The organism is Microbacterium sp. CH-015, from assembly GCF_049707015.1.
Lineage (GTDB): Bacteria > Actinomycetota > Actinomycetes > Actinomycetales > Microbacteriaceae > Microbacterium > Microbacterium aurum.
This window is the reverse complement of the sequence record NZ_JBNAFJ010000002.1, coordinates 38450-65147: the sequence shown is the minus strand read 5'-3', so window position 1 is coordinate 65147 and position 26698 is coordinate 38450. Positions and strand designations below refer to the sequence as shown.

Here is a 26698-nt window from a genome sequence, read left to right as displayed (position 1 = left end):
CGTGGTGTGGATGCTCCTATTGCTGTCAAGCGGCCAGTGGTGGGCTGATTCGTTCCAGGACGGCGGTCGCTCGAGCTTCGAGGTCGGGGTCGGCGCGGGTGCCGATCTCGAGTCGTCGGAGCCGCTGGTAGGGGACGCCGAGAGTGGCGGCGAGGACGCTGATCGGGATGCCGATCGCTTGTCGGCGTGCTCGGAGTTCGCGCCCGGCTGGGTTGTCGGTGGCGGGGTTGAGCAGGGCGGCGTAGATCTCGTTCGCGACGTGTCGTTTGAGGCAGCGCATGATGTCACGGTCGGTGAGTTGCTCCGCGCGGCGCCGTTCGAAGTAGGCCATCGTTCGAGGCTCGCGGTGTCGCATGCGTAGAAGCACGATCCGGTGCAGGGCGGCGTTGGCGTGCCGGTTCCCGCCGCGAGAGAGCCGGTGCCGTGTGCGTTGTCCGGAGGAGGCGGGGATCGGGGCGACGCCGGCGAGAGCGGCGAAGCTGGCGCGGGTTCCGAGCCGCTCGGGGTTGTCGCCCGCGGCGACCAGGAGCGTCGCTGCGGTGACGGGACCGACTCCGCTCAGGGACAGCAGTGTGGGGTTGACCTGCCGGACGAGCATCTCCAACTGTTGTTCTATCAGGTCGATCTCGGCTTGCATCGTGAGGTGTCGGACCGCGAACCGTCGTAGTGTCTGGCGGGCGACGACCTCGGGATCGGGGGACGCGATCGCTCCGGGCCTGGTCTTGGCGAGCGTGGTCACCAGTCGCTGCCCGCTGAGGGCCCGGAACGCTTGTCGCACCAGCTCGGGCGCGGTGATCAGCAGCGCATGGATCTGGTTCATCACCTGCGCCCTGGCCTTCGCCGCGGAGCGTCGCTCTGCCAGCAGGATCCGCATCGACTCCACTGCCCCGTCACCAGTCTTCGGAATCGCGGTGTCGGTGCCGGCGAGCACGGCGACAGCAGCCTGGTGCGCGTCGAGCGGGTCGGACTTGCCTCGACGCCGCCGGGCTTGCCGGTCCTGCCGTGCGACTTCGACGACGGTCAGCCCCGCGGCGTTCAGCGCGCGTGAGAGACCAGCCCCGTAGGAGCCTGTGCCCTCCACGCCGACGCGCACGACGTCGCCGTGCGCGCGGAGGAACGCGATGACCTGCGCGTAGCCGCGACCATCAGCGCGGAACTCACGGTCGGCGACGGGTCTGCCGACGAGATCCAGGATCGCGACGTGATGCGTGTTCTTGTGCGTATCGACGCCGGCGACCAGCTCGACCGCTGGAGACAGCGGGTTGGGCAGCGGCGGGTCGAGTGTCATGCTCGTCATTGACGGGATTCCCTTCCAACGGTGATGAACGTCACCGCGGGTCGGGTGAGTGCAGACAGCACAAAGGTACGACGGGCTGAGCATCCCCGGCCTCCACGCCGACGCCCTGAGCTGGGCCGCCGAGGCGAAGAAAATGGGCCAGGCGCGAACCGCGACCAAGGGTGGCCCCTTGGTCGCAAGTTCACACCTGACCCGTTTGGGGTGGCTAACGGGGCTTGAACCCGCGACCCCCGCGACCACAACGCGGTGCTCTACCAACTGAGCTATAGCCACCATGTGCCCGTTCCCGGGCAACCACACGATTGTATTACAGTCCCGGGGCATACGATGACACGGCCGACGCCGCGGCCTCCCGCGCCGCGTCGCTGGTGGGCCCGGGGGCGGCGACGAACACGGTCTCGCGGTAGTAGGCGAGCTCGCGGATCGACTCGCGGATGTCGGCGAGGGCGCGGTGGCCGCCGTCTTTCGCGGGGGCGTTGAAGTACGCGCGCGGGTACCAGCGCCGCGACAGCTCTTTGACGCTGGACACGTCGACGTTGCGGTAGTGCAGCCACCGGTCGACCCGGGGCATGTACTTGGCGAGGAACATCCGGTCGGTGCCGATGGTGTTTCCCGCCAGTGGCGCCTTGCCCTCCGGGACGAACCGCTGGATGTACTCGAGTGCCTCGAACTCCGCCTCGGCGAGAGACACGCCGTAGGGGATCTCGGCCAGCAGTCCCGAGGTCTCGTGCATCTTCGTGACGAAGTCGTTCATGTTCGCCAGCGCGGATGGGTCGGGCTTGATGACGATCTGGAAGCCGGGATCGAGCACGTTCAGGTCGAAATCGGTGACGACGATCGCGATCTCGACGAGTTCATCGACCGCGAGATCGAGCCCCGTCATCTCGCAGTCGATCCAGACGAGACGGTCGTTCTCCGCGGCGTGCACCATGTCCTTCATCCTAACGAGCGGGTCCGACGCACCGATCTGCGCGCATGCCCGCCCGCGCCCGCGGGTGGGGAAAAAAAGTCCCTCCAGGAGGATTCGAACCCCCGACCTGGCGGGTAGAAACCGCTCGCTCTGTCCACTGAGCTATGGAGGGTGAAGGGAACCTCTCTACCGTATCGTCTCGGCGCCGCGACGCGCATGGCGATCCGACCCGGATGCTGGCGCGCACGCGCCGGGAGGCGTAGCGTCGGCAACGACGAAAGGAATCTCGCCATGAGCACCGCATCGTCCACGCTCTGGGTCGCGTATGGGGCCGAAGGCAACGTCGTCGGCACGGTCCGCAAGACCGACGAGGGATACACCTCCACGATCGCCGGCGCGTCCGAGAGCATCGGCACCTACCCCACGATGGATATCGCCAAGAACGCCCTGCACGGTCACCTTCCGCCGGGATCGGACTGGCCGCAGTTCCGCGAGCACTGACTCCTCGAGTCGGCGCAGCACGTCCGCTCCGCTCGGATGTCAGGCCGCGACGGGCTCGGCATCCGTGTCGCGGTGCGGAACGCGCCGCCCGCTGCTACGGTCGAACAGCGGCAGGGCGAGGTGCACGAGTGGTCCGATCGCTGCGGCGAAGAGCACCGTTCCGATCCCCACCGTGCCGCCGAGCAGCCAGCCCGCGATGAGCACCGTGGCCTCCACGCTGAGCCGGCACGCCCAGATCGGCCAGCCGAATCGTGCGTGCAGACCTGTCATGAGTCCGTCGCGCGGCCCTGGGCCGAAACGCGCACCGATGTAGAGCCCCGAGGCGACGGCCACCATCACCATGCCGCCGACGAACACCAGCAGTTCCCAGACGAACCCGCTGACCGGCGGAACCACGGCGAGGGTCGCCTGCATGCTCGTCCCGACGAGCAGGATGTTCGCCACGGTCCCCACGCCCGGGCGCTGGCGCAGCGGGATCCACAGCAGCAGCACGAGGAATCCGACGATGTTGGTGATCCATCCGATCCCGACTCCGGTCTGCAGCGACAGGCCCTGGGCGAACACGGTCCACGGATCGAGCCCGATGCCGGCGCGCACCATGACCGCGCAGCCGGCGCCGTAGAGCGCCAGCCCGATCAGCAGTTGGGCGATCCGCAATGTCATGTTCCCATTTCACCGCACGATTGGCATGCGCGTTCCAGTCCAATTCCACTATCGTGGCCGGATGGACTCCCGAATCGGCGCGCGGGCGCTGGCGGCGGCGCTCGGCGGCTGGCGCACGCGCGAACCCGCGTATGAGGCGCTGGCCGACGGCATCCGCCTGCTGTGCCTCGACAATCGCCTCGCGGTGCGCACCCTCCTGCCGGCCGAGCGCGAGCTCGCCGCCGTGCTGGGACTCAGCCGTACGACGGTCGCGACCGCCTACCGGAGCCTCCGCGACAGCGGACACATCCAGAGCCTGCGCGGATCGGGCAGTGTGACGCTGCCGCGACCGCAGCGCGAGCCGGGCCGCGTCAGCGTGTCGGGGGACGCGATCGATCTGCAGCAGGCGAGTCCCTCGGCGTGGCCGGGTCTTGCGGGGGTGATGAGCGAGGTGGCGACGGATGCCGCGACGCTCGTCGCGCGCGCCGGCTACGACATCCGAGGCTCCCTCCCGCTGCGGAGCGCCATCGCCGAGCGCTACACGGCGCTCGGCGTGCCCACCGGCGCCGAGCACGTCATGGTGACCTCCGGAGCGCAGGCAGCGATCCGGCTGCTGGCCGAGACGCTGCTGCGCCGCGGCGACCGCGCGCTGATCGAGACCCCGACATACCCGCACGCGGCCGAAGCGCTGCGCGCCGCGGGGGCACGGCTGGTCGGCGTGCCGGTCACGACGGCCGCGGGCTGGGACGTCGACCGTGCGACTCAGGCGTTCGCCCGCACGACCCCGGCTCTGGCATACCTGATGCCGCGGTTCCAGAACCCCACGGGGCGCACGATGACGGGGAGGGAGGAGGCAGCGTTCGCCGACGCGGGCCGGCGGGCCGGCACGACTTTGGTGATCGACGAGACGACGGGCGAGCTCGCCATCGACGCCGCGGTAGGGCCGGCGTTCACGACGGCAGATGTCGTGCGCGTCGGATCGCTCGGCAAAACTGTGTGGGGCGGGCTGCGGGTGGGATGGATCCGAGCCGACGAGGACCTCGTTCACCGCCTCGTGGCCGCGCGCCCCTCTCGCGACCTCGGCACCCCGGAGTTCGAGCAAGCGGTCGCTGCGCGGCTGATCGAGCGCATGCCGGAGATCCTGCGGCAGCGCTCGGCGCTGCTGCGACAGGGCCGCGACACGCTGACCGCTGCGTTGTCGTCCCAGCTGCCGGCCTGGCGGATCCCGGAGGTCGCCGGCGGCGTCGCGCTGTGGGTCGAACTCGACGCGCCGCTGAGTTCGGGTCTGGTGCTGGCGGCGCGCGGTCACGGCGTCTATCTGTCGGCCGGCTCGCGGTTCGGGGTCGATTCCGTGCACGATCGTCATCTGCGCATCCCGTTCACCGCGCCCGCGGTCGAACTGCACCGGGCCGTGACGGTGCTGGCCCGCGTCTGGCCGACCGTCCGCTCCGCGGCACCGGAGAGCGCGAGGGACCTGCTCGAGGCGGTCGTCTGACCCTCTGAGAGCCTCGGGTCAGCGCAGGTGCCGCAGGCACTCGACCGCCTCGTGCGCGTTCCAGAACGACCCGATCGGACGCATGCGTGCCGCAGCGAGATCGAAGCGTTCGGCGCGAAACCGGATGCCGGCGGCGACCGTGTCGGCACGGAGGTGCCCGATCACGACGCCGCGCCGATCGAGCACGCGCCAGCGCCGCGCGGAGACCGGCAGCAGGCGGACGCCGCGGACAGCGGGGGTGGGGATATCGGTGACGGTGGTCATGGTTGCCTCCCGATACGACGCTAGTGACGGCCTCCGACATCGCAGGCGCGGTCATCACCCTCTCCCCAGCTCGCCAATCGTGCGATCCGTCCACAGATCGCGCCGCGCGCGTCCCACGGCGTGGCCGGTCGGCGCATGCTGGCTGTGCTCCGGCACCCGGCGGGCACGAACACTCGGGTGCCGGAGCGGGCGCGGACCGTCCGCACCGATCAGAGAGAGGAATTCGACATGACCGACCACATCACCGTCATCGGCAACATCGCATCCGTCCCGGAGCGCCGGGAGCTGCCCGGCGGCGGCATCGCCGTCGGCTTCCGGCTGGCCTCCACCCAGCGTCGCCTGGACGGCGGGCAATGGGTCGACGTCCACACCAACTGGTACTCCGTGTCGGCGTACCGCAAGCTCGCCGAGCACGCGCTGAGCTCGCTGGAGAAGGGGCAGCGCGTGATCGTCACCGGGCGCTTCCGCGTCAAGCAGTGGGAGTCGGGCGGCAAGTCGGGCTCGGCGGCGGAGATCGACGCGGATGGACTCGGGCCGGACCTGATGTTCGGCACGACGACCTTCCACCGCAGCGCGGCGCCCGCCGAGGCGGGACCCGCTCCGGCGACGGACGCGTGGGCCACGGCGACCCCCGGCGAATCCGGCGGCCCGGGCGTGGCGGCGTCGACCGCGCTGAACGAGCCGTCGGCCACCCCGAGCGAGGTGCCGGCCCCCTCGGCCGCGCCCGACGGGCAGCAGGAGCGCGAGCTCGTTCCCGCCGGGGCGTGGACACCGCCGATGGAGGACACCACGCCGTTCTGAGCGCGAGGGCGCCGCGGGTCCCCACCGGCGGGCCGCCTAGACTCGAGGGGTGCGACCTATCGACCACCGCCCGCGCTGGGGACTCGCGGCGGCGGGCGCCATCCTGGCCATCGCCCTCGCCGGCTGCACGCCGGGACCGGTGCCCCCACCGGCATCCTCGTCACCGAGCTCGCCGTCGCCCACCGCGACGCCGACGCCCACCGGACCCGTGCTGGTGCCCGACGGCACCGCCGCGGACAACCTCCCGCTCTTCGCGGCGATCGTGAACCAGGTCGCGGCGACCGATCGGGCGGTGCAGGGGCGGGCGTACATCGACGCCCTGGTGGCGGCGGGCTTCGACAAGGCCGACATGGAGGTCACGCAGGACCTCACGACGGTGGGCAACCCCGCCGACGCGATCCAGTTCTCGGTGCGGTGGGACGGCGAATGCCTTGTGGGCCAGGTCGGACCCTCCACCCCGGCACCGACGGCCCTGGTGCTGCCCGAGGTGCCCGGCGGCACGTGCCTGATCGGTCAGACACGCCCCATCGACTGGTGACGAGGGCCTGGGACGCACCACCGTCCGCGTAGACTTGGGTCGTTATGGCCGAATACATCTACTCCATGGTCCGCGCCCGCAAAGCGGTGGGCGAGAAGCTGATCCTCGACGACGTCACCATGTCGTTCCTGCCCGGGGCGAAGATCGGCATGGTCGGCCCCAACGGTGCCGGTAAGTCGACGATCCTGAAGATCATGGCGGGCCTGGACACCCCTTCCAACGGCGAGGCGAAGCTGACCCCCGGCTACACCGTCGGCATCCTCATGCAGGAGCCCGAACTCGACGAGACCAAGACCGTCCTGGAGAACATCCAGGAGGGCGTAGCGATCAAGGCGAAGCTCGACCGCTTCAACGAGATCTCGGCGCTCATGGCCGACCCGGACGCCGACTTCGACGCCCTGCTGGCCGAGATGGGCGTGCTGCAGGAGGAGATCGACGCCGCGGACGGCTGGGACCTCGACTCGCAGCTCGAGCAGGCGATGGATGCGCTGCGCACGCCACCCGGTGACGAGCCGGTCACGAAGCTCTCCGGCGGTGAGCGCCGTCGCGTGGCGCTCGCGAAGCTGCTGCTGCAGAAGCCCGATCTGCTGCTGCTCGACGAGCCCACCAACCACCTCGATGCCGAGAGCGTTCTCTGGCTCGAGCAGCACCTGCAGTCCTACAAGGGCGCGGTCATCGCGATCACCCACGACCGGTACTTCCTCGACAACGTCGCGGAATGGATCGCCGAGGTCGACCGCGGCCGCCTCATCGGCTACGAGGGCAACTACTCGACCTACCTGGAGAAGAAGGCCGAGCGCCTCGACATCCAGGGCAAGAAGGACGCCAAGCTGGCCAAGCGCCTCAAGGACGAGCTGGAGTGGGTGCGTTCCTCGGCGAAGGGCCGCCAGACGAAGTCGAAGGCGCGCCTCGCCCGCTACGAGGAGATGGCCGCAGAGGCCGAGCGCACCCGGAAGCTCGATTTCGAGGAGATCCAGATCCCGGCCGGCCCGCGTCTGGGCAACGTCGTCATCGAGGCGAAGAAGCTGCAGAAGGGCTTCGGCGACCGTTCGCTCATCGACGGGCTCAGCTTCAGCCTGCCGCCGAACGGCATCGTCGGCGTCATCGGCCCCAACGGCGTCGGCAAGACGACCCTGTTCAAGACGATCGTGGGTCTCGAGCCGCTCGACGGCGGCGACCTGAAGGTCGGCGAGACGGTCAAGATCAGCTACGTCGACCAGAGCCGCGCCAACATCGATCCGAACAAGACGCTGTGGGAGGTCGTCTCCGACGGCCTCGACATCATCACGGTCGGCAAGACGGAGATCCCTTCGCGTGCCTACGTCTCGAAGTTCGGCTTCAAGGGTCCGGATCAGCAGAAGAAGGCCGGCGTGCTCTCCGGTGGTGAGCGCAACCGCCTCAACCTCGCGTTGACCCTCAAGGAGGGCGGCAACCTGCTCCTCCTCGACGAGCCGACGAACGACCTCGACGTCGAGACGCTGAGCTCGCTGGAGAACGCGCTGCTCGAGTTCCCCGGCTGCGCGGTGGTCATCACCCACGACCGGTGGTTCCTGGACCGCATCGCCACGCACATCCTCGCTTACGAGGGCACCGACGAAGAGCCGGACAAGTGGTATTGGTTCGAGGGCAACTTCGAGGCGTACGAGGCCAACAAGGTGGAGCGTCTCGGCCCCGACGCGGCCAACCCGGCCAAGTCGACGTACCGCAAGCTCACGCGTGACTGACGACGCGACCGGCGCGGCGCATACGACGGGGGGCGCGCGCATCCACGTGCCGATCCACCTCCGGTGGGGCGACCTCGACGCGTTCAACCATGTCAACAACACCTCGATGCTCAAGCTGCTCGAAGAGGCGCGGGTGCGGGTGTTCTGGACGCCCGAGCCCGGCGAGCAGGCGCCGCCGACGGCGGTCGTCTCCTCCGGCATCGACGCGGGCACGCTGACGCTCATCGCGCGGCAGGAGATCGAGTACCTCGCGCCGGTGCCCTACCGCCGCGAGCCTCTCGACGTGCAGCTGTGGTTCGGCAAGATCGGCGGATCGAGCGTCGAGGTCTGCTTCGAGGTGCACGCGCCCATCGGCGCGTCTCCGGTGCTGTATGCGCGGGCGACGGCGGTCGTCGTGATGGTGGATGCCGTGTCGGGGCGCCCCGTCCGCCTCACCGAGGCGATGCGCGAGGCGTGGGAGCCGTACGTCGGCGAGCCGATCGTCTACGGCCACCGCCGCTGAGTCGGTCAGCGCCTCTCGTCCGGAACCCGCACCATGATCTCCTGAGCGACGGAGGCGACCAGCACGCCGTCACGCGTGAAGATGCGGCCCGTCGCGAGGCCGCGGCCGCCCCGGGCGCTCGGCGACTCCTGTTCGTACAGCAGCCACTCGTCGACCCGGGCGGGCCGGTGCCACCACATCGCGTGGTCTAGACTCGCGACCTTGAGGCCCGGCTGCGACCAGGTCACCCCGTGCGCACGCAACACCGACTCCTGGATGGTCAGATCGCTCATGTAGGCGAGCACGGCGCGATGGATCGCCGGGTCGTCGCCGATCGGGCGACGCGTGCGCATCCAGACGCGCTGGCGGGGAGCAGGCGGACCGGGCACGGACTCGTAGATCGCGCCGTCGGGGTGGGCGAGCTCGATGGGGCTGTCCGACAGCAGCCGGCGGGAGAGTGGATGCGTGGCCGCCGCCTCGGTGAGAAGGAGCGCCTCTTCGGGTGGCATGACGTCATCCGGTGCGGACGCTTGGTGATCGAGCCCCGGGTCTTCGTCCTCGAACGAGGCGATCATCGAGAAGATCGGCACGCCGTGCTGGAACGCCTGCGTACGACGGGTCGAGAACGACCGCCCGTCGTGGATGCGATCGACGGCGAGGGTGAGCCCCTGCGCGGAGTCGCCGGGGCGTAGGAAGTAGCCGTGCATCGAGTGCGGCACGCGGTCGTCACCCGTCGTGCGGTCGGCCGCGAGGATCGCCTGCGCGAGCACCTGACCGCCGAAGATGCGCCCGCCGGGCATGGGATGCGACAGCCCGGTGAAGATGTCTTCGGTGGTGCGGGCGGCGCCCGAGTCGAGATCGAGCACCGCGAGCATCGTCGCCACCGAATCGTCCACTGCGCTCCCGTCCGCGGCGCTCGTCGCCGCTTGGTAGTTTATGCGGATGCCCGCACGCCTGCTCTTCCCGGATCCGCCCACCGCGTCGGACGTCCTCGTGTTCGCGCAGCGGGCGGCGGCGACCGGGGACGGTCTCGTCCGGTTGCGCGCCCTCGACGGAGCCCTCGTCGTCACGTGCGCGCCCCTCGCGCCGCAGACGCTGCTGGAGGCGACGCCGACGGTGCTCGGCATGCGGATCGCGGCGGTCGACCCTGAGCTCGTGTGCGACCTGGTCGTCGACGGCGGCTCGCTGACGGCATCCGACGAGCCGAACGCGCTCGCGCTGCCCGACTCGGCGCGCACGGCACCGTGGGCGGGTGTGTCGCCGCCGCGCTCCGGCTGGACCGCGGCCGGTGAGATCTCCGCGGCGACCCTCGCGGCGCGCGCGCAGTGGGGCATCGCCGCGGTGGCCGAGAGCGTGCCGACGGATGCCGGTGAAGATGCCGTCCGTGCTGTGCGATCCGCGGTGTGGGGCGCCTCCGACGACGACCTCCTGGGGCTGCCGCTGGGTATCGCGTTCGCGGCGTTCGCGCTGGGCTTCATCGCGGGGGAGGAAGTCGGGCACGTGCGACGGAGCGGCCCGTGGACCCGCGTGAGCCTGCAGCGCGGGCACGTCCTCACGCGCGGCACGGTGCGCAGCGGCCTCACCGAGGTGCGGCGCACCGGCGTGACGGGCTGACCCGACTGACCCGACTGACCCGGGGGACCCGGACCGCGTGGCGGTTCAGCAGGCGGCCGCGGCCGCCCGCCCCGCGACGCGACCCGAGAACAGGCAGCCTCCGACGAAGGTGCCCTCCAGCGCACGGTAGCCGTGCACGCCGCCGCCGCCGAACCCCGAGGCCTCGCCCGCCGCGTACAGGCCGGGGATGGGCGCGCCGCCCTGGCCGAGCGCGCGCCCCGACAGGTCCGTCTCGATCCCACCGAGCGATTTGCGCGTCAGCACGTGCAGCTTGACCGCGATGAGCGGCCCGGACTTCGGGTCGAGGATGCGGTGCGGCGAGGCGGTGCGGATGAGCTTGTCGCCGCGGTACGAGCGCGCGGAGCGCAGCATCGCGACCTGTGCATCCTTCGTGAAGTCGTTGTCCATCTCGCGGTCGCGCGCCTCGACCTCGCGGCGGACGAGATCGCCGTCGAGCACGTCGCCGCCGGGGAGCGCCTGCATCCCGGCGATGAGCTCGTCGAGGCTGCGGCGCACGACGAAGTCGGCGCCGTGGTCGAGGAACGCCTGCACGGGGCCGGCCGCGCCCTTGCCGAGGCGCGACTTCAGCAGCAGGCGCACGTCCTTGCCGGTGAGATCGGGGTTCTGCTCGCTGCCGGAGAGCGTGAACTCCTTCTCGATGATCTGCTGCGACAGCACGAACCACGAGTGGTCGTGTCCCGTCGCGCGCAGGTGCGCGAGCGTGCCCAGCGTGTCGAACCCGGGGAACAGCGGCACGGGGAGGCGCGCGCCGGTGGCATCCAGCCAGACCGACGACGGCCCCGGCAGGATTCGGATGCCGTGCTGCGGCCAGATCGGGTTCCAGTTCTGGATGCCCTCGACGTAGTGCCACATGCGGTCGCCGTTGATGAGTCGCGCGCCGGCCGCCGCCGACACGGGCTGCATGGAGCCGTCGACGAAGGCGGGCACGCCCGTGATCATGGTCTCCGGTGCGGTGCCCAACCGCGCGGGCCACTGCGCCCGAACGAGGTCGTGGTTGCCACCAATGCCGCCAGAAGCGACGATCGTGGCGGATGCCGTGACCGTGAACGAGCCCACGACCTGGCGTGACGTGGCGACGCCGCGTGCCGCGCCGGACGGGGCCAGGACGTCTCCGGACGCCCCCGTGACGGTGCCGTCGTGCGTCTCGAGCGTCGTCACCTTGTGGCGGGGGAGGATCGTGACGCGTCCTTCGGCCTCGCCGCGCTCGACGGCCGCGTGGAACGGGGCGACGAGGCCCGGGCCGGTGCCCCACGTGATGTGGAAGCGGGGGACCGAATTGCCGGGGCCGGTCGCCGTGTAGCCGCCGCGCTCGGCCCAGCCGACGACGGGGAAGAATCCGACGCCCTTCTCGCGCAGCCACGCCCGCTTCTCGCGGTGCGCGAAGTCGAGGTAGGCCTCGGCCCACTGCTTCGGCCAGTGGTCGTCTTCGCGATCGAATCCGGCGGTGGCGAACCAGTCCTGCCGGGCGAGGTCGAGCGAGTCCTTGATGCCCATGCGCCGCTGCTCGGGTGAGTCGATGAACAGCAGGCCCCCGAACGACCAGAACGCCTGGCCGCCGAGGTTTGTCCGCGGCTCCTGGTCGACGATCACGACGCTCTTGCCGGCGGCCGCCGCCTCCGAGGCGGCGACGAGGCCCGCCAACCCCCATCCGATGACGAGGACGTCGGCCTGGTGGGTGGCGGCTGCGGGCATGACGACTCCTGTGTCGTTCGGGGTGCCTCGGTTCGGGAGAGTGCTCCGTCTGCCTACGGCTCGGGGTGGATGGGCAGCGCGGGTGACCCGGGATGCCGAGCGGGTCCGATTCCGGATGGCTCGAAGGTGTTCACCATCGCGAAGGCGGCCCGTTGCAGATAATCCCACAGTGTCGCCTCGTGCAGCGGCGACAGGCCGAGTTCGTCGACCGCGACGCGCATGTGGTGCAGCCACCGGTCGCGCGCATCGGGGTCGACGTGGAACGGCATGTGCCGCATGCGCAGGCGCGGATGCCCTCGCTGCTCGCTGTAGGTCGTCGGTCCGCCCCAGTACTGCTCCAGGAACAGGGTGAGCCGCTCGGCGGCCGGCCGCAGGTCCTCTTCCGGGTACATCGGCTTCAGCACCTCGTCCGTCGCGACGCCGCGGTAGAAGGCGTCGACGAGTTTCACGAAGGTCTCGTGCCCGCCGACCTCGTCGTAGAAGCTGATGATGCGCTGGTCGTCGCTCATGCCGCCGGCCCTCCGGGCGAGTCGGGAGTGTCGGGGGTGTCCGGCGCATCGGGCGTGTGGGGCATGCCCTTCGGCTTCTTCGTCCGCCGCGGCTTCCACACCGGCGACGCGTCGGCGACGGTTGTCACGGGGTTGGGCTTCGTCTTGGGCGGGTTCGCCCCGCGCACCCGCTGCGCGCCCTCGGGGCCGCTCAGCACGATCGAGTTCAACTGCGGCAGGGTGATGCCCTGCTCGTCCATCGCGTGCTTGAGGCGCATGCGCAGCTCGCGGGCGACGTCGTCCTTCGCGTTGGTGCGCGTCTTCTGCACGAGGCGGATGACGAGCGCATCGCCGCTGATCGACTCGAGCCCCCACACCTCGGGCTGCTCGATCATCCGGGTGCGCCACTTCGGGTCCTTCACGAGACCCTTCGCCGTGTCGAGCAGGGTCTTCTCGACGGCGGAGATGTCGGCATCCGTCGGGATCGCGAGATCGATGATGACGCGCGACCAGCCCTGCGACATGTTGCCGATGCGGGTGATCTCGCCGTTGCGGACGTACCAGAGGGTGCCGTTGACGTCGCGCACGTGCGTCACGCGGACGCTCACGTACTCGACGATTCCCGTCGCGAGGCCGAGGTCGACGACATCGCCGATGCCGACCTGATCCTCCGCGACGATGAAGATGCCGTTCAGCACGTCCTTGACGATGTTCTGCGCGCCGAAGCCGAGCCCGGCGCCGATCGCGGCGGTGAGCAGGGTGAACGAGCCGAGCACGCCGGGGTTGATCGCGTAGACCACGAGGATCAGCGCGACCAGGACGATCGTCGTGTTCACGACGTTCGTGAGGATCGACCCGAGCGTACGGGTGCGCTGGATGATGCGCACCTGCGCGAGCGGCGAGTTGTCGACGGCGCGTGTGTCGTCGGTGGCGGCCTTGTTCTTCGCACCGCGCACGATGCGGTCGACGACGCGCGCGATGAGGCGCTTCATCACCCAGGAGAGCGCGAAAGCCGCGACGATGATCGCGACGATCGTGAGCACGACCCAGCCGAGGCTCGTGAAGAACGCGAGCAGATCCTGGCCGATCCCGGCCCAGTCGAGCGTCGCGGGGTCGGTCTGGCCGGGGTCGGGATCGGTGGTGTCGAGTGGCGCGAACATCGTCACGATCCTACCGACCCCGCTTCACGCCAACCTGGGCGGATGTCGGCGGCGGGTCAGGCGTCGCGCGTGCGCAGGACGAGCCAGCCCGCCCCGAGCAGCGCCACGACCCACAGGGCGAGCGTGAGTGCGGCGGCGCCCTGGCTGAGATCGGCGCCGGGCATGATGAACGCCTGCGCGGCGGTCATCGGCAGGTACTGCGCCACCTCGCCGACCCACGTCCACGCGGTCGCCACCGCGCCGACGATCTGCATCGCGATCGGCAGGACGAACAGCACGCCGACCGTCGAGGCGATCGCGGCGGGTCCGTTGCGCAGCGCGAACCCGAACCCGACGCCGAGCAGCGCGAACGCGGCCATCGAGAGCGCGGCGTACAGCAGCGGCAGCAGCGACGACTCGGGGTCGTCCCACGCGATGGCCGCGCCGGTCGTCGCCGCGACGACGAGGGCGGCGGCGACGAACGTCACGAGCGTCGCGACGAAGACCGTGACGGCGACCGCGAGGGCCTTCGACGCGAGCACCGCGCCGCGGCGCGGCTCGGCGGTCAGGGTCGAGCGGATCATTCCGGTCGAGTATTCGCCCGAGACGGCGATCGCGCCGAGGATGCCGGCGAGCAGCATCGTGAACTGGATCGGCAGCACCGCCGCCGTGACGGGTTCGACGTTCCCCTCCGACGCGGCGCCGATGAGCATCGCCATGCCGACGGTCAGCAGCAGCGTGAGCGCCAGCGACCACCACGTCGAGCGGAGGGTGAGCAGCTTGAGGAACTCGGCGCGCACGAGACGCCCCGCGCTCAGCCGGTACGGCGAGGCGGCACGGTCCCGGGAACGCAGGTCGGGGGCGGCGGTGGTCGCGGTGGTCATGAGAGCTCCTTCGAGGTGTACTCGACGGCATCCGCCGTCAGCGCCATGTACGCGTCCTCGAGCGAACCGGTCGTCTCGGCGAGGGCGTGCAGCGGGATGCCGTGGGCGGCGGCGATGTCGCCGATCGCGGGTGCACCGAGGCCCTCCACCTGCGCCGTCCCGTCGCCGGTCGGTGTGATCGTGACGTCGGGCGCCGAGAGGAGGGCGGCCAGTTCGGTGAGCCGCGGGGACGCGACCGCGACGCCGCGCTGCGTCCAGTCCTGCACGAGCCGGTCGATCGGCGCGTCGGCGAGCACCCGACCGCGGCCGAGCACGATGACGTGGTCGGCGGTGAGCGACATCTCGCTCATCAGATGGCTGGAGAGCAGCACCGTGCGACCCTCGGCGGCCAGCGCGCGGACGAAGCCGCGCACCCAGCGCACGCCCTCGGGGTCGAGACCGTTGACGGGCTCGTCGAGGATGAGCGTGTGCGGGTCGCCGAGCAGCGCGCTCGCGATGCCGAGGCGCTGCCCCATGCCGAGCGAGAACTTGCCGGCCCGCTTGCTCGCGACCGATGTGAGCCCGGCGAGCTCGATGACCTCGTCGACGCGGCGTCGCGGGATGCCGTGGGTCGCGGCCATCACGCGCAGGTGGTCGCGCGCGGAGCGCCCGGTGTGCACGGCCTTGGCATCCAGCAGCGCACCGACCTCGGTGAGCGGAGAGCGGAACGCGCGGTAGGGCCGTCCGTCGATCGCGACGCTGCCGGCGGTGGGGGCGTCGAGGCCGACGATCATGCGCATCGTCGTGGACTTGCCGGCGCCGTTGGGCCCGAGGAACCCGGTGACCTTGCCCGTCTGCACCGTGAACGTGGCGTCCGAGACGGCGGTCTTCTCGCCGTAGCGCTTCGTCAGGCCTTCTGCTGTGATCATGCCTCCACGCTACGCGCGGGCGCCGAACGCAGAATCGGCCGGAAGTCGTAACTTCCGGCCGATCCGCCTCCGTCTGGAGGATGAGGGTGCGCCTCTTACTGCGCGTCGCGCTCCTGCACCGCGAGGGCCCGCTCGACGCCGGCGAGGTTCTCCTGCACGAGGCGGCGCAGGGCCGCCGGAGCGTCGGCGTGGTCCGCGAGCCAGCCGCGGGTCGCGTCGCGCAGAGCGGTGTTCGCGAGCGGCGCCGGGTACAGACCCGTGATCAGGTAGTTCGCGATCTGGTAGGTGCGACCGTTCCAGATCGGCAGCAGCATGTCGAAGTACGGCTCGACGAAAGCGGCCAGCGTGGTGACGGATGCCGGGTGCACGAACCCGAGTGCGGCCGAACGCACGACCGTGTTGGGCAGGTCTGCGCTGTCGATGAGCGACGACCAGGCGGCGCGCTTGTCGGCCTCGCCCGGGAGGGCGGCCTTCGCCTGCGCGGCGAACTCGCCGCCCTTCGCGGTGTTGTCCGCCGCCAGCGCCTCGTCGATCTCGGCGGCCGTGACGAGCCCACCTGCCGCGAGCGAGACGAGCAGCGCCCAGGAGAGGTCGGCGTCGATCTCGAGACCCTCCAGCCCCGTGTCGCCGGCGCGCAGCGCGCGCACCTGCTGCCACTGGGCATCCGTCGCCGCGGCGCTCGCGAAGGCGGTGACGAACTGCAGTTGGCTGTCGCTGCCGGCATCCGCGGCCTGCGCGAGCGCCCACAGCGCGTCGGCGACCTTCGCCCGGGTCGCTTCGCGCTGCTCGGGGGCGACGTAGGCGTTCGCCGCGAGCTGCAGCTGGGCGAGCGTCGTGCGGACCGTCGTCGACTCGGTCTCGCTGCCGATGTTAGCGAGCACGAGGTCGACGTAGTCGGATGCCGATGCCTCCGCGTCGCGCGTCTGGTCCCACGCGGCGCCCCAGACGAGCGACCGCGCGAGCGGGTCGCTGATCTTCGCGAGGTGGGCGATCGCGGTCTGCAGCGAGCGCTCGTCGAGGCGGATCTTCGCGTAGGCCAGGTCGTCGTCGTTCAGCAGGATCAGGTCGGGCTGCGTGATGCCGGTCAGCTCCGCGACCTCGGTGAGGTCGCCGTCGACGTCGATCTCGACGTGGTGCGTGCGCACGAGCGCGTCGCCGTCGAGGGTGTAGAAGCCGACGCCGAGCCGGTGCGGGCGGATCGTCGGGTAGTCGGCCGGAGCGGTCTGCACGATCGCGAAGCGCGTGATCACCTCACCGGTCCCTGAGCCTGCCGAGGGGCCCGTCTTCAGCTCGGGCGAGAGCGTATTGACGCCCGCGGTCTCGAGCCACTTCTTCGACCAGGTCGACAGCTCACGGCCGCTCGTCGCCTCGAGCTCGACGAGCAGGTCGCTGAGCTCGGTGTTGCCGAACGCGTGCTTCTGGAAGTACGCGCCGACGCCGGCGAAGAAGGCGTCGATGCCGACCCACGCCGCGAGCTGCTTGAGCACCGAGCCGCCCTTGGCGTACGTGATGCCGTCGAAGTTGACCTGCACGTCCTCGAGGTCGTTGATCTCCGCGACGACGGGGTGGGTCGAGGGCAGCTGGTCCTGCCGGTAGGCCCAGGTCTTCTCCATCGCGTTGAAGGTCGTCCACGCCTCGGTCCACTCGGTGGCCTCGGCGGTCGCGATCGTCGACGCCCACTCGGCGAACGACTCGTTGAGCCACAGGTCGTTCCACCACTTCATCGTGACGAGGTCGCCGAACCACATGTGGGCCAGCTCGTGCAGGATCGTCACGACGCGACGCTCCTTGACGGCGTCGGTGACCTTGGAGCGGAAGACGTAGGTCTCGGTGAACGTGACGGCGCCGGCGTTCTCCATCGCCCCCGCGTTGAACTCGGGGACGAACAGCTGGTCGTACTTCGCGAACGGGTACGGGACGCCGAACTTCTCCTCGTAGTAGGCGAAGCCCTCGCGCGTCTTGTCGAAGATGTAGTCGGCGTCGAGGTGCTGCCACAGGCTCTTGCGGCCGTACACGCCGAGCGGGATGACCCGACCCGACGCGCTCGTGAGCTCGGAGAAGGTCTCTTCGTAGGGGCCGGCGACGATCGCGGTGATGTACGACGAGATGCGCGGCGTCGGCTCGAACGCCCACGTCGCCTTGCCCTCTTCCTCGCGCACGATCGGCTCGGGCGTGGGGGAGTTCGAGATGACCTTCCAGGCGGCCGGGGCCGTGACCGTGAAGGAGAACTCGGCCTTCAGGTCGGGCTGCTCGAACACGGCGAACACGCGCCGCGAATCGGGCACCTCGAACTGCGAGTAGAGGTAGACCTCGCCGTCGACGGGGTCGACGAAGCGGTGCAGACCCTCGCCGGTGTTCGTGTAGAGGCAGTCGGCGTCGACGACGAGCTCGTTCTGTGCGGCGAGGCCGTCGAGCGCGATGCGCGAGTCGGCGAAGACGGATGCCGGCTCGAGCGCCACGCCGTTGAGGGTGATCTCGCGCACCTCGCCCGCGATCAGATCGATGAAGGTCGATGCGCCCTCGGTCGCCGTGAAGCGCACGACGGTGCGCGAACCGAAGACCTCGGCGCCCTTCGTGAGGTCGAGCGCGATCTCGTACGACTGCGTGTCGACGATCGCGCGGCGCTGCTGCGCCTCGATGCGGGTGAGGTTCTCTCCAGGCACTGCGGTACTCCCGATGGTGAGGGTGTGTGGATGTCGCCTGACGCTGCTGGCGCCCGTCGGCAACCGGACCAGCCTACGCGCGGTGTGCGACTCCCGCGCAGATGCCGCGCAGGTCGGTGGCGCACGAGGACCGCGGCCGGGCGCGGACGGCCCGACTCTAGGATGAGAGCATGCGCATCCACATCGCGACCGACCACGCCGGTCTCGAGTTCTCGACCCAGCTCCAGCACCACCTGGCGGCGCAGGGGCACGAGGTCGTCGATCACGGACCGATCGAGTACGACCCGCTCGACGACTACCCGGCGTTCTGCATCCGCGCGGCGCAGGCCGTCGTCCGCGACCAGGCCGCCGGTATCCAGACCCTGGGCGTCGTGTTCGGCGGCTCCGGCAACGGCGAGCAGATCGCAGCGAACAAGGTGCACGGGGTCCGCGCCGCCCTCGTGTGGAGCATCGCGACGGCCGAGCTCGCCCGCGAGCACAACGACGCCAACGTCATCGCCATCGGTGCGCGGCAGCACACGGTCGCCGAGGCGATCGCGTTCATCGACCGCTTCATCGCGACGCCGTTCTCGGGCGAGGAGCGGCACGCGCGGCGCATCGCGCAGCTCGCCGACTTCGAGCGTGACGGGTCGCTGCTGCCCGACCCGCGCGCCGTCGGCGGGGGCATCGCCGCGCCGACCGGGGGCGAGTCGGTCGACGCGTTCGACCCCGAAGCCGGCTGACGCGCCCGTATGCCTGAGGGTCACTCCGTCCACCGCATCGCCCGGCAGTTCGACCGCAACATCGTCGGCCGCCGCGTCTCGGCATCCAGCCCGCAGGGCCGCTTCGCCGAGGGCGCGGCGCTGCTCGACGGGCGCGAGGCGGCATCCGTCCGCGCGGTCGGCAAGCAGATGTTCCTCGAGTTCGATGGCGACCTGTGGCTGCGCGTGCACCTGGGCATGTACGGCGCCTGGGACTTCGCCGGCGAGATCCTCGTCGACCCGACGATCGCGTCGGCGAACGGACGTATGGGGCAGACGAACCAGCGGGGGACCGACCTCGCTGCGGCATCCGACTCGCCGGTTTTCGACATGGCGGGAGAGAACTCGCTCGCCTCGATCGGCGCGCCCCGGCGTGCGCGCGGGCGGGTGCGGATGAGCGAACAGACCAGGGGCCTCGACGAGGAGGATCTCGCCGACTGGCCGCCGCCCGTCGTCGGCCAGGTGCGTCTGCGACTGCTGACCGACACGACGTGCGCCGACCTGCGGGGGCCGACGGCGTGCGAGCTGCAGTCTCCCGACCAGGTGCAGGCGACGATCGCGAAGCTCGGGCCCGACCCGCTGGTCGACGACCCGACCGCGGGCGAGGAGCGGTTCACGGCGATCGTGCGGCGCAAGCCGACACCCATCGGCCTGCTGCTGATGGACCAGTCCGTCGTGAGCGGCATCGGCAACGTCTACCGCGCCGAACTGCTGTACCGCGCGCTGCTCGACCCGCACACGCCCGGAAAGCTCGTGCCCGAAGGCGTCGTACGCGACATCTGGCGCGACTGGGTGCGCCTGCTGCGCATCGGCGTCCAGACCGGCCAGATGATGACGATGGACGACCTCGATGCCGAGGCGTACCGGCGGGCGATGGCGCACCGCGACGACCGCCACTGGGTGTACCACCGCGCCGGCCTGCCCTGCCGGGTGTGCGGCACCGAGATCGTGCTCGAAGAGATGGCGAGTCGCACGCTGTACTGGTGCCCCTCGTGCCAGAAGTAGCGCCGCGCGTGGCCGTGCCGAGAGGAGTGCGCCGATGAGACAGAATCCGAGTTTCGCGATGACGGATGCCGGGGAGCTGCGCCGCGTCATCGACGCGAACCCGTGGATGACGCTCGTGAGCGCGACGGAGCAGGGGCTGGTCGCCTCTCACTACGCCGTGCTCCTCGACGAGGACCGCGACGACCTCACGGTGGTGGGGCATGTGGGCAAGCCCGATGACGCGATCCACGGACTGGGCGAGCAGGAGCTGCTCGTGATCGTGCAGGGCCCGCACGGCTACATCTCGCCCGGCTGGTACGGCGACGGACCGAACGTGCCGACCTGGAACTTCGTCTCGGTGCATCTGAGCGGCGTGCCCGAGGTGCTGACGGCGGAGGAGAATCTGCGGGTGCTCGAACGCTTGGTCGCCCGGTTCGAATCGGGCCTGCCGCAGCCGCGACTGATGTGGCAGCCGCCCAACGACGAGGAGTACGTGCGCCGGCTGGAACGGGGCACGGTCGGGTTCCGGCTGACTCCCACGAAGGTCGTCGCGAAACGCAAGCTCAGCCAGAACAAGCCGGACGAGGTGGTCGACACGATCATCGCCGAACTCGAGTCGGGTGCGGGCCCGTACGTCGACCCGCGGCTGCCCGCCGAGATGCGCCGCGCGCACGACGCGTTGCGCGCGGCGCGTTCGGCGGCCCGGGGGGCTGCGTCGTGATGCGCGGCGAGCGCCCGGACGTCGTCGCGAACGTCCGCCTCACCGGTGGTGGTCGCCTCGACCCGTTCGGCGACGACGTCGTCGACGTGCACCTCGCGAACGGCGTGATCGCGGACATCGCGCCGGCGGGAGCGCTCGCGCGGCGCGGCGCGGTCGTCGACGGCGCGGGCGGCTGGATCATCCCGGGCCTGTGGGACCATCATGTCCACACGGTCCAGTGGGCCCTCGTCGCGCAGCGCGAGGACATGGGGAGGATGGCGTCCGCGGCGTCGGCCGCGGCGGCCATGGGACGGGCCCCGGTGCTCGCCGACGGGCGGCGTGTCGGCACGGGCTTCCGCGACGCGCTGTGGCCCGACACGCCGACCCTCGAGATGCTCGACGGTGCGACCGGCGACGTGCCGACGTATCTGATCAACGCCGACGTGCACAGCGTGTGGCTGAACTCCGCCGCCTTCCGCCGGGAGGGCTTCGCGCTCGACCCGTCGGGCATGCTGCGCGAGGAGCCGGCCTTCGAGATCTCCCGCCGCCTCAACGCGGCCGACCCCGCGACCTCCGACGCGCTCGTCGGCGAGGCTCTCGCCGCCGCGGCGGGGCGGGGTGTCGTCGGGGTGGTGGATCTCGACATGGCCTGGAACGCCGAGGCGTGGGCGCGCCGACTGGCGGCGGGGTTCGACACGACGCGCATCCGGTTCGGGATCTACCCGCCGCAGCTCGAGCGTGCGATCGCGGAGGGACTCGAGACGGGTGACGCACTCGATGCCGCGGGTCTCGTGCGGGTCGGGTCGTTGAAGGTCATCACCGACGGATCGCTCGGCACGCGCACTGCGGCGTGCTCGCACGCCTACCCCGGTGATCCGCACAACCACGGCATCCTGACCGTTCCACCGGACGAGCTGGTCGCACTCCTGACCCGGGCGACCGGCGGCGGACTGTCCTGCGCGGTGCACGCCATCGGCGACGTCGCCAACTCGCACGCCCTCGACGCGTTCGCGGCGACCGGCGCGACGGGCACCATCGAGCATGCGCAGCTCGTCGCGCACGCCGACATCCCGCGGTTCGCCCGCCTCGGCATCGGCGCGAGCGTGCAGCCTGAGCATGCGATCGACGATCGCGACCTCACCGACGCGATCTGGGCGCAGCAGACCGCGGTGCCCTATCCGCTGCGCGCCCTGGCCGACGCCGGCGCGAACCTGCTGTTCGGGTCGGATGCGCCGGTCTCGCCGCTCGATCCGTGGGCGGCGATGGCCGCCGCCGTGCACCGCACGCGGGACGGTCGCCCCGCGTGGCGGCCCGAGCAGGGGCTGGATGCCGGCACGGCGCTCGCCGCATCCACCGAACTCGGGTCGCTTGCCCGGGCGACGCTCATGCCCGGCGACGTCGCCGACCTCGCGGTCGTCGACCGAGACCCGCTCACGGCCGACGAGCCGGCGCTGCGCGCGACGCGGGTCGCCGCGACGCTCCTCGCCGGACGCCTCACGCACGTCGCCTGAGGCTCAAGCCTGTCTCGGCCGGCGGCGCGCGCCGAACACAACGGCGGACATTCGTCACGACACGCCGGGATGGGGGCGCGAGCCTCGGCGTGTCGGCTCGAATGTCCGCCGTTGTGTCTGCCTGTCGGCCGGGACTCCGCCCACGAGAAAGACGGATGCCCCGGGCGCTCGGCCCGGGGCATCCGTCGTGTCGGCGCGTGTGTGTCACGCGGCGAGGTGCGCGGAGAGGAACCAGCGGTCCTTCTCGAGGCCCGCCTTGATCGCGATGGCGACGTCCTGGCTGGTGAGGTCGGTCTCGTCGAGGCCGTCGATCGCCGACTGGACGTCGGCGATGACGACGTCCATGTCGGTCACGACGGCGGCGATGACGTCCTGCCACTGGGCGAACCCGGCGGGGACGTTCGTCGCCGTGGTCTTGTCGGCGATCGTCGACAGGCGTGCGTCGACGGGCAGGCCGAGGGCGACGATGCGCTCCGCGGCGAGGTCGGCGAAGCCCTGCGCGTTCGCGACCACGGTGTCGAGCAGCTCGTGGATCGCGATGAAGTTGGTGCCGCGCACGTTCCAGTGCGCCTGCTTGCCGTTGACGGCGAGCGACTGCAGGCCGAGGACCACGGGGGTGAGGAACTGGGCGGTGCCGGCGGCCGCCTCGGGGCCCGCTGCGGTCATCGATATCGTCTGCGTCTTGGTCATGATGTCTCCTCCACTCGTGCGTCGGGGCGTGAACAGGCCCGTCTTCCTTTCCAACGCTACTCAGCGCGGGGCATTCCGCAAGCAAGACAAGCCTGCGCTCACTCGTCGGCATGCGCGTGTCTGCGGGGCTATCGTCGGGGTATGACGATCGCCGAGGACGCCTCGATCCTGACCGTTTCCGGCCGCGCTCCGCGCGTGCCCGAGTCCGCGTTCGTCGCCGCCGGGGCGAGGGTGATCGGCGACGTCACGCTCGGCGAGGGCGCGAGTGTCTGGTACAACGCGGTCGTGCGCGGTGACAGCAACTCGATCGTGCTCGGCGCGGGCAGCAATCTGCAGGACAACGTGACCGTGCACGTGGATGCCGCGGCGCCCGTCGTCATCGGCACGGACGTGTCGGTGGGGCACAACGCGGTCGTGCACGGATGCACGATCGGCGACGGCAGCCTGATCGGGATGGGCAGTGTCGTCCTTTCCGGCGCCGTGATCGGCGCCGGGTGCCTCGTCGCCGGGGGAGCGGTGGTGCTGGAGGGCACGATCATCCCCGATGGTTCTCTTGTCGCCGGGGTGCCCGCGAAGGTGCGGCGCGCCCTCAGCGAGGACGAGCGCGACGGCATCCTCCGGAACGCGCAACTGTACCGCGCGCATTCTCTGAACCACGCCGTTTCTGCGTCAGCGTGAGACCGGTTACCGCGATGCGGCGGACTCGTGGAAAAGATGATGCAGACGCGACGACCCTGATAGTACGGTGTGAACCAGTCAGGCAAGGGGCTTGACAGAAGGAATGGTTCACATGGATATCTGGAGCTGGGTCGCCTGGTTCTTCTGGGTCTTCGTCTTCGTCGCGTACCTGATGGTCGTCTTCTCCATCATTTCCGACATCTTCCGCGACCAATCGTTGAACGGCTGGCTCCGAGCGATCTGGATCATCTTCCTGATCTTCGTTCCGTTCCTGACCGCGCTGGTCTACCTGATCGCCCGCGGGTCCGGAATGCAGAAGCGCTCGATCGAGCAGGCGACGGCCATCCGCAAGGAGCAGGACGCGTACATCCGCGCCACCGCGGGATCGGCGTCGTCGCCGGCCGATGAGATCGCCAAGGCGAAGACGCTCCTCGACGCGGGCGCGCTGACCCAGGCCGAGTTCGACGCCGTCAAGGCCAAGGCGCTCGCGGGCTGAGTCCGGGAGAGAAGCACAGTCATGACGACGTTCGACTACGGCCCCGTCGAGTTCTACGCCATCGGCTTCGATGGCGACCACCCCGGGCCTGGTGTCCTGAAAGCGATCGACGACCTGGTGAAGTCCGGCACCGTCAATCTGCTCGACCTCGTGTTCGTGCGCCGGAGCGAGGACGGTGAGCTCGACATCATCGAGTTCGCCGACACACCCGACAGCGACATGTTGGCCCTCGAGCTCGACGGCCTCGCCGGTGAGGAGGACGTCACGGACCTCGCGGCGGACCTTCCGCCCGGCTCGTCCGCGGCGATCCTCGTCGTCGAGCTCGCCTGGGCGAAGGCCTTTTCGCAGGCGCTCTACGACGCGGGCGGCGCGGTCATCGGTCGCGAGACCGTGCCGGCCCCGGTCGTGAATCTCTTCCTGTCCGAGAACGAGAACTGAAGGAGAAGGACATGTTGCGCAGAGGACGTCCCGGTCTGATCGGGATGGCGGCACGCACGGCCGTCGTGGCGGGCACCGCCACGGCCGTGTCCGGAAACGTGCAGCGTCGCCAGCAGGCGCGGGCGAACGAGCAGTACCAGCAGGAGGCCTACGAGGCGCAGGCGCAGCAGGACGCGATGGATGCCGCCGCGGCGCGCGCCGTCGCCAACGCCGCGCCGCCCGCACCCCCCGCCCCGGCCGCGCCGGCGGACGATCTGACGTCGAAGTTGACGCAGCTCGCGAGCCTGCACAGCCAGGGCATCCTCTCCGACGCGGAATTCGCGTCGGCGAAGGCCAAGCTGCTGAGCTGACGACACGGACCGAGAGGGAACTTTCATGAGTAACGACAAGCACGTGAGTGGATGGGTGGGGTGGGGCGTCTTCGCGGGCGTCATCATCCTCATCAGCGGCGTCTTCAGCGCCGTGCAGGGTCTCGTCGCCGTCATCGGCCCGAACGCCTACTACCTCGTCACCGACGAGCGGCTGTTCGTGTTCGACGTGGCGGGGTGGGGCTGGTGGAACCTGCTGATCGGCCTGGGCCTCATCGCCACGGGTCTGGCGCTGTTCGCCGGGCAGACGTGGGCGCGCGTGGTGGCGATCATCCTCGCCGCGCTGAGCGCCGTCGTGCAGCTCCTGCTGGTGCCGGCGCAGCCGTGGTGGTCGCTCATCGTCATCGCGATCGATGTGCTGGTCATCTACGCGCTGACCGCGCACGGCAAGGAACTGCGCGAGAAGTGATCTGACGCGCTGAGCGCACCGATCGGGGGCTGGGTCCGGAAGGGCTCAGCCCCCGACCGTTTCCCGATCCACCGAGGGATCGGGATCGGACAGGCGCCGCATCCGGAAGGCGTTGAGCCCGCCCGCGAGGGCCGCGAGGATCGGCACACCCAGCGCGATCTGGAGTGCGATCGGTCCGGCTTCGTCGTTGATGCGGATGATCTCGGCCGCGACCTCCGGCGACTCGCCGGTCAGCCGATCTTCGAGCGCCGTCGCGGACATGAGTTCGGCATCCGTCTCGAGTACCTGCGCGACGTGGGACTTCTGATCGTCGGAGAGCACGGTGCTGGCATTGCTCAAGCCGGTGAACAGCGAGGCGAGGGCGGCGAGCATGATCGCGCCCGCGAAGGCGAGGCCGAACGACAGCCCGAACGACCCGGCAGCGGAGTTGACGCCGGCGGCCTCGCTGACGCGCTCTTCTTCGATGGGGGAGAGCGTGTAGTTGTTCAGCTGCGAGACGAGCAGGCCGAGACCTGATCCGCAGATGATGAGCGGCACGACCAGGTACCACCCGCTGTCGGCGACGGGGACGATCGGCACGATGGCGATCAGTCCGACCAGCGCGAGGGTGAACCCGATGAGGATCAGCGTCGCGGGCCGACGTCGCGTGCCCCGCCCGGCGAGGATCGCGATGACGAACATGCTGAGAGACAGCGGTGCGATCGACAGGCCCGCCTGCATGGCGTTGTACTGCAGGACCATCTGGAGGTACAGCGGAAGCACGATCATGGTGCCCCCGAGGGTCACCTGCTGCAGGAGCTGTCCGGTCGCGCCCACGCGGAACGGCTTCGAGGCGAACAGTCCCGGGTCGAGCAGGGTCGCGCGTCCGGAGCGCTTGCGGCGCACGAGCCAGAGGCCGAGGGCGACCAGCGACGCGAGCCCGACCGCGATCGTCAGCGCGACGTACTCGCCACCCTCCTGCCACAGCAGGATGCCGAAGACGATGCCGCCCATGCCGATGATCGAGAGCGCGGAGCCGACGAGATCGATCGACCGCTCGCCCGTGTATCGGACGTCCTTCAGCAGCGGCGCGCCGATGAGGACGACGGCGATCACGAGCGCCTCCAGCAGGAAGCCGACCCGCCAGGAGAGGTACGTCGTGATCGCGCCGCCGAGCAGAGGGCCGACCGCGGCGGCGATCGCGGCCGCGGCGCCGACGAGCGCGTAGACGCGCTTCCGGTGGGCGCCGGCGAAGTTGCCGTGGATGAGCGACTGCATCGACGGCAGCAGGAGGGCGGCGCCGAGCCCGCCGATGACCGCCCAGAAGATGATGACGGTCGTCAGGTCCTGCGCGAGAGTCATCGCCAGCGCGCCGATCGCGTAGCCGACGAGGCCGAGCAGATAGGCGCGCTTGCGGCCGATGAGGTCGCCGGTCTTGCCGCCGATGAGGATGAACGCCGCCGACACCAGGGCCTCGAGCGCGATGGCCCCCTGGACCCCGCTCGCTGTGGCTCCGAGATCGCGGACGACAGCGGAGATCGACACGTTCATGAGCGAGGTGTCGACCACCAGGACGAACATCGCCATCGCCATCAGGATCGCCAGTCGGGTGTTGAATCGCCCGTCTTCCGCAGGTGCCATTC

The 26698-nt window shown here is 70.4% G+C and carries 29 protein-coding genes and 2 tRNA genes; 16 read left to right on the top strand and 15 right to left on the bottom strand.

Going from position 1 to position 26698, the window contains the following annotated elements; translation table 11 throughout:
- Positions 1 to 25: 25 nt before the first annotated feature.
- From ACPYN4_RS05085 to ACPYN4_RS05070, 4 genes are all read right to left on the bottom strand, one after another.
- Complete coding sequence (locus ACPYN4_RS05085) at positions 26 to 1288, bottom strand: IS110 family transposase (protein WP_424445778.1); 1263 nt, start codon at positions 1286 to 1288, stop codon at positions 26 to 28.
- 206 nt (positions 1289 to 1494) lie between these two features.
- Positions 1495 to 1570, bottom strand: a tRNA-His gene (locus ACPYN4_RS05080).
- 34 nt (positions 1571 to 1604) lie between these two features.
- A complete protein-coding gene (gene orn, locus ACPYN4_RS05075; protein WP_239280707.1) occupies positions 1605 to 2228 on the bottom strand; it encodes an oligoribonuclease in 624 nt (207 codons plus the stop codon).
- Between the two features lie 78 nt (positions 2229 to 2306).
- Positions 2307 to 2379 (bottom strand) — tRNA-Arg (locus ACPYN4_RS05070).
- Positions 2380 to 2498: 119 nt separating this feature from the next.
- Here ACPYN4_RS05070 and ACPYN4_RS05065 point away from each other — a divergent pair.
- Complete coding sequence (locus tag ACPYN4_RS05065; RefSeq protein WP_076690685.1) at positions 2499 to 2708, top strand: methyltransferase; 210 nt, start codon at positions 2499 to 2501, stop codon at positions 2706 to 2708.
- A gap of 39 nt (positions 2709 to 2747) precedes the next feature.
- On the opposite strand, the gene ACPYN4_RS05060 is transcribed toward ACPYN4_RS05065, so the two are convergent.
- Positions 2748 to 3371, bottom strand: coding sequence for a YczE/YyaS/YitT family protein (locus ACPYN4_RS05060; protein ID WP_424445777.1), 624 nt, complete (start codon positions 3369 to 3371; stop codon positions 2748 to 2750).
- 61 nt (positions 3372 to 3432) lie between these two features.
- Between ACPYN4_RS05060 and ACPYN4_RS05055 the strand changes: the two genes are divergently transcribed.
- Positions 3433 to 4845, top strand: a complete 1413-nt coding sequence (locus tag ACPYN4_RS05055) for a PLP-dependent aminotransferase family protein (RefSeq protein ID WP_281653237.1) — start codon at positions 3433 to 3435, stop codon at positions 4843 to 4845.
- Between the two features lie 18 nt (positions 4846 to 4863).
- Here the strand turns inward: ACPYN4_RS05055 and ACPYN4_RS05050 are convergent, their stop codons facing one another.
- Positions 4864 to 5109: a DNA mismatch repair protein gene (locus tag ACPYN4_RS05050; RefSeq protein ID WP_076690688.1), complete on the bottom strand. Its 246-nt coding sequence runs from the start codon at positions 5107 to 5109 to the stop codon at positions 4864 to 4866.
- A gap of 228 nt (positions 5110 to 5337) precedes the next feature.
- Here ACPYN4_RS05050 and ACPYN4_RS05045 point away from each other — a divergent pair, with 228 nt between their 5' ends.
- From ACPYN4_RS05045 to ACPYN4_RS05030, 4 genes are read left to right on the top strand one after another with little or no spacing between them, the layout of a single operon-like run.
- Positions 5338 to 5910, top strand: a complete 573-nt coding sequence (locus tag ACPYN4_RS05045) for a single-stranded DNA-binding protein (protein ID WP_084201991.1) — start codon at positions 5338 to 5340, stop codon at positions 5908 to 5910.
- Between the two features lie 49 nt (positions 5911 to 5959).
- Complete coding sequence (locus ACPYN4_RS05040; protein ID WP_424445776.1) at positions 5960 to 6448, top strand: DUF6993 domain-containing protein; 489 nt, start codon at positions 5960 to 5962, stop codon at positions 6446 to 6448.
- A 44-nt stretch (positions 6449 to 6492) separates the two neighbouring features.
- Positions 6493 to 8172 (top strand): energy-dependent translational throttle protein EttA, encoded by a 1680-nt coding sequence (ettA, locus tag ACPYN4_RS05035; protein ID WP_281653235.1) that lies wholly within the window; start codon positions 6493 to 6495, stop codon positions 8170 to 8172.
- The gene (locus ACPYN4_RS05030) at positions 8165 to 8674 is read left to right on the top strand and encodes an acyl-CoA thioesterase (protein ID WP_281653234.1); all 510 of its coding nucleotides are present in this window, start codon (positions 8165 to 8167) and stop codon (positions 8672 to 8674) included. The genes ettA and ACPYN4_RS05030 overlap by 8 nt, the downstream gene beginning before the upstream one ends.
- 5 nt (positions 8675 to 8679) lie before the next feature.
- Here the strand turns inward: ACPYN4_RS05030 and ACPYN4_RS05025 are convergent, their stop codons facing one another.
- A complete protein-coding gene (locus tag ACPYN4_RS05025; protein WP_281653246.1) occupies positions 8680 to 9528 on the bottom strand; it encodes an acyl-CoA thioesterase in 849 nt (282 codons plus the stop codon).
- Between the two features lie 67 nt (positions 9529 to 9595).
- Here ACPYN4_RS05025 and ACPYN4_RS05020 point away from each other — a divergent pair, with 67 nt between their 5' ends.
- Positions 9596 to 10267: a hypothetical protein gene (locus ACPYN4_RS05020; RefSeq protein WP_281653233.1), complete on the top strand. Its 672-nt coding sequence runs from the start codon at positions 9596 to 9598 to the stop codon at positions 10265 to 10267.
- A gap of 45 nt (positions 10268 to 10312) precedes the next feature.
- On the opposite strand, the gene ACPYN4_RS05015 is transcribed toward ACPYN4_RS05020, so the two are convergent.
- The 6 genes from ACPYN4_RS05015 to pepN form a co-directional block, all read right to left on the bottom strand.
- Positions 10313 to 11980, bottom strand: a complete 1668-nt coding sequence (locus ACPYN4_RS05015) for an FAD-binding dehydrogenase (RefSeq protein ID WP_281653232.1) — start codon at positions 11978 to 11980, stop codon at positions 10313 to 10315.
- Positions 11981 to 12033: 53 nt separating this feature from the next.
- A complete protein-coding gene (locus tag ACPYN4_RS05010) occupies positions 12034 to 12489 on the bottom strand; it encodes a globin (RefSeq protein ID WP_281653231.1) in 456 nt (151 codons plus the stop codon).
- Positions 12486 to 13628 (bottom strand): mechanosensitive ion channel family protein, encoded by a 1143-nt coding sequence (locus ACPYN4_RS05005; RefSeq protein ID WP_281653230.1) that lies wholly within the window; start codon positions 13626 to 13628, stop codon positions 12486 to 12488. Before ACPYN4_RS05005 ends, ACPYN4_RS05010 begins: the two co-directional genes overlap by 4 nt.
- A gap of 56 nt (positions 13629 to 13684) precedes the next feature.
- The gene (locus ACPYN4_RS05000; protein ID WP_281653229.1) at positions 13685 to 14491 is read right to left on the bottom strand and encodes an ABC transporter permease subunit; all 807 of its coding nucleotides are present in this window, start codon (positions 14489 to 14491) and stop codon (positions 13685 to 13687) included.
- Positions 14488 to 15399 carry an ABC transporter ATP-binding protein gene (locus ACPYN4_RS04995; RefSeq protein WP_281653228.1) on the bottom strand — a complete coding sequence of 304 codons (912 nt, stop codon included), beginning with the start codon at positions 15397 to 15399 and terminating at the stop codon, positions 14488 to 14490. The genes ACPYN4_RS05000 and ACPYN4_RS04995 overlap by 4 nt, the downstream gene beginning before the upstream one ends.
- A gap of 95 nt (positions 15400 to 15494) precedes the next feature.
- The gene (gene pepN, locus ACPYN4_RS04990) at positions 15495 to 18062 is read right to left on the bottom strand and encodes an aminopeptidase N (RefSeq protein WP_281653227.1); all 2568 of its coding nucleotides are present in this window, start codon (positions 18060 to 18062) and stop codon (positions 15495 to 15497) included.
- Positions 18063 to 18232: 170 nt separating this feature from the next.
- On the opposite strand from pepN, the gene ACPYN4_RS04985 reads away from it, so the two are divergent.
- Genes ACPYN4_RS04985 through ACPYN4_RS04970 form a run of 4 tightly spaced genes read left to right on the top strand, consistent with a single transcriptional unit; the run spans position 18233 to position 21997 of the window.
- Positions 18233 to 18784 carry a ribose-5-phosphate isomerase gene (locus ACPYN4_RS04985; RefSeq protein WP_281653226.1) on the top strand — a complete coding sequence of 184 codons (552 nt, stop codon included), beginning with the start codon at positions 18233 to 18235 and terminating at the stop codon, positions 18782 to 18784.
- A 9-nt stretch (positions 18785 to 18793) separates the two neighbouring features.
- On the top strand, positions 18794 to 19807 hold the full coding sequence (locus ACPYN4_RS04980) for an Fpg/Nei family DNA glycosylase (protein WP_424445775.1): 1014 nt from the start codon (positions 18794 to 18796) through the stop codon (positions 19805 to 19807).
- Positions 19808 to 19841: 34 nt separating this feature from the next.
- Complete coding sequence (locus tag ACPYN4_RS04975) at positions 19842 to 20507, top strand: FMN-binding negative transcriptional regulator (RefSeq protein ID WP_281653224.1); 666 nt, start codon at positions 19842 to 19844, stop codon at positions 20505 to 20507.
- Entirely contained in the window at positions 20507 to 21997 is a 1491-nt protein-coding gene (locus ACPYN4_RS04970) for an amidohydrolase (RefSeq protein WP_281653223.1), read from the top strand. Before ACPYN4_RS04975 ends, ACPYN4_RS04970 begins: the two co-directional genes overlap by 1 nt.
- Positions 21998 to 22201: 204 nt before the next feature.
- Here the strand turns inward: ACPYN4_RS04970 and ACPYN4_RS04965 are convergent, their stop codons facing one another.
- Positions 22202 to 22687: a Dps family protein gene (locus tag ACPYN4_RS04965; RefSeq protein ID WP_239280737.1), complete on the bottom strand. Its 486-nt coding sequence runs from the start codon at positions 22685 to 22687 to the stop codon at positions 22202 to 22204.
- A 141-nt stretch (positions 22688 to 22828) separates the two neighbouring features.
- Between ACPYN4_RS04965 and ACPYN4_RS04960 the strand changes: the two genes are divergently transcribed.
- From ACPYN4_RS04960 to ACPYN4_RS04940, 5 genes are all read left to right on the top strand, one after another.
- A complete protein-coding gene (locus tag ACPYN4_RS04960) occupies positions 22829 to 23365 on the top strand; it encodes a gamma carbonic anhydrase family protein (protein ID WP_239280739.1) in 537 nt (178 codons plus the stop codon).
- A 112-nt stretch (positions 23366 to 23477) separates the two neighbouring features.
- Complete coding sequence (locus ACPYN4_RS04955) at positions 23478 to 23861, top strand: SHOCT domain-containing protein (protein ID WP_239280741.1); 384 nt, start codon at positions 23478 to 23480, stop codon at positions 23859 to 23861.
- Between the two features lie 21 nt (positions 23862 to 23882).
- Positions 23883 to 24299, top strand: a complete 417-nt coding sequence (locus tag ACPYN4_RS04950; RefSeq protein WP_239280742.1) for a DUF6325 family protein — start codon at positions 23883 to 23885, stop codon at positions 24297 to 24299.
- A gap of 11 nt (positions 24300 to 24310) precedes the next feature.
- Positions 24311 to 24649 carry an SHOCT domain-containing protein gene (locus ACPYN4_RS04945; RefSeq protein ID WP_281653222.1) on the top strand — a complete coding sequence of 113 codons (339 nt, stop codon included), beginning with the start codon at positions 24311 to 24313 and terminating at the stop codon, positions 24647 to 24649.
- A 25-nt stretch (positions 24650 to 24674) separates the two neighbouring features.
- Positions 24675 to 25076, top strand: coding sequence for a DUF7144 family membrane protein (locus tag ACPYN4_RS04940; protein ID WP_239280744.1), 402 nt, complete (start codon positions 24675 to 24677; stop codon positions 25074 to 25076).
- Between the two features lie 45 nt (positions 25077 to 25121).
- Here the strand turns inward: ACPYN4_RS04940 and ACPYN4_RS04935 are convergent, their stop codons facing one another.
- Positions 25122 to 26696, bottom strand: coding sequence for an MFS transporter (locus ACPYN4_RS04935; RefSeq protein ID WP_239280745.1), 1575 nt, complete (start codon positions 26694 to 26696; stop codon positions 25122 to 25124).
- Between the last annotated feature and the right edge of the window lie 2 nt (positions 26697 to 26698).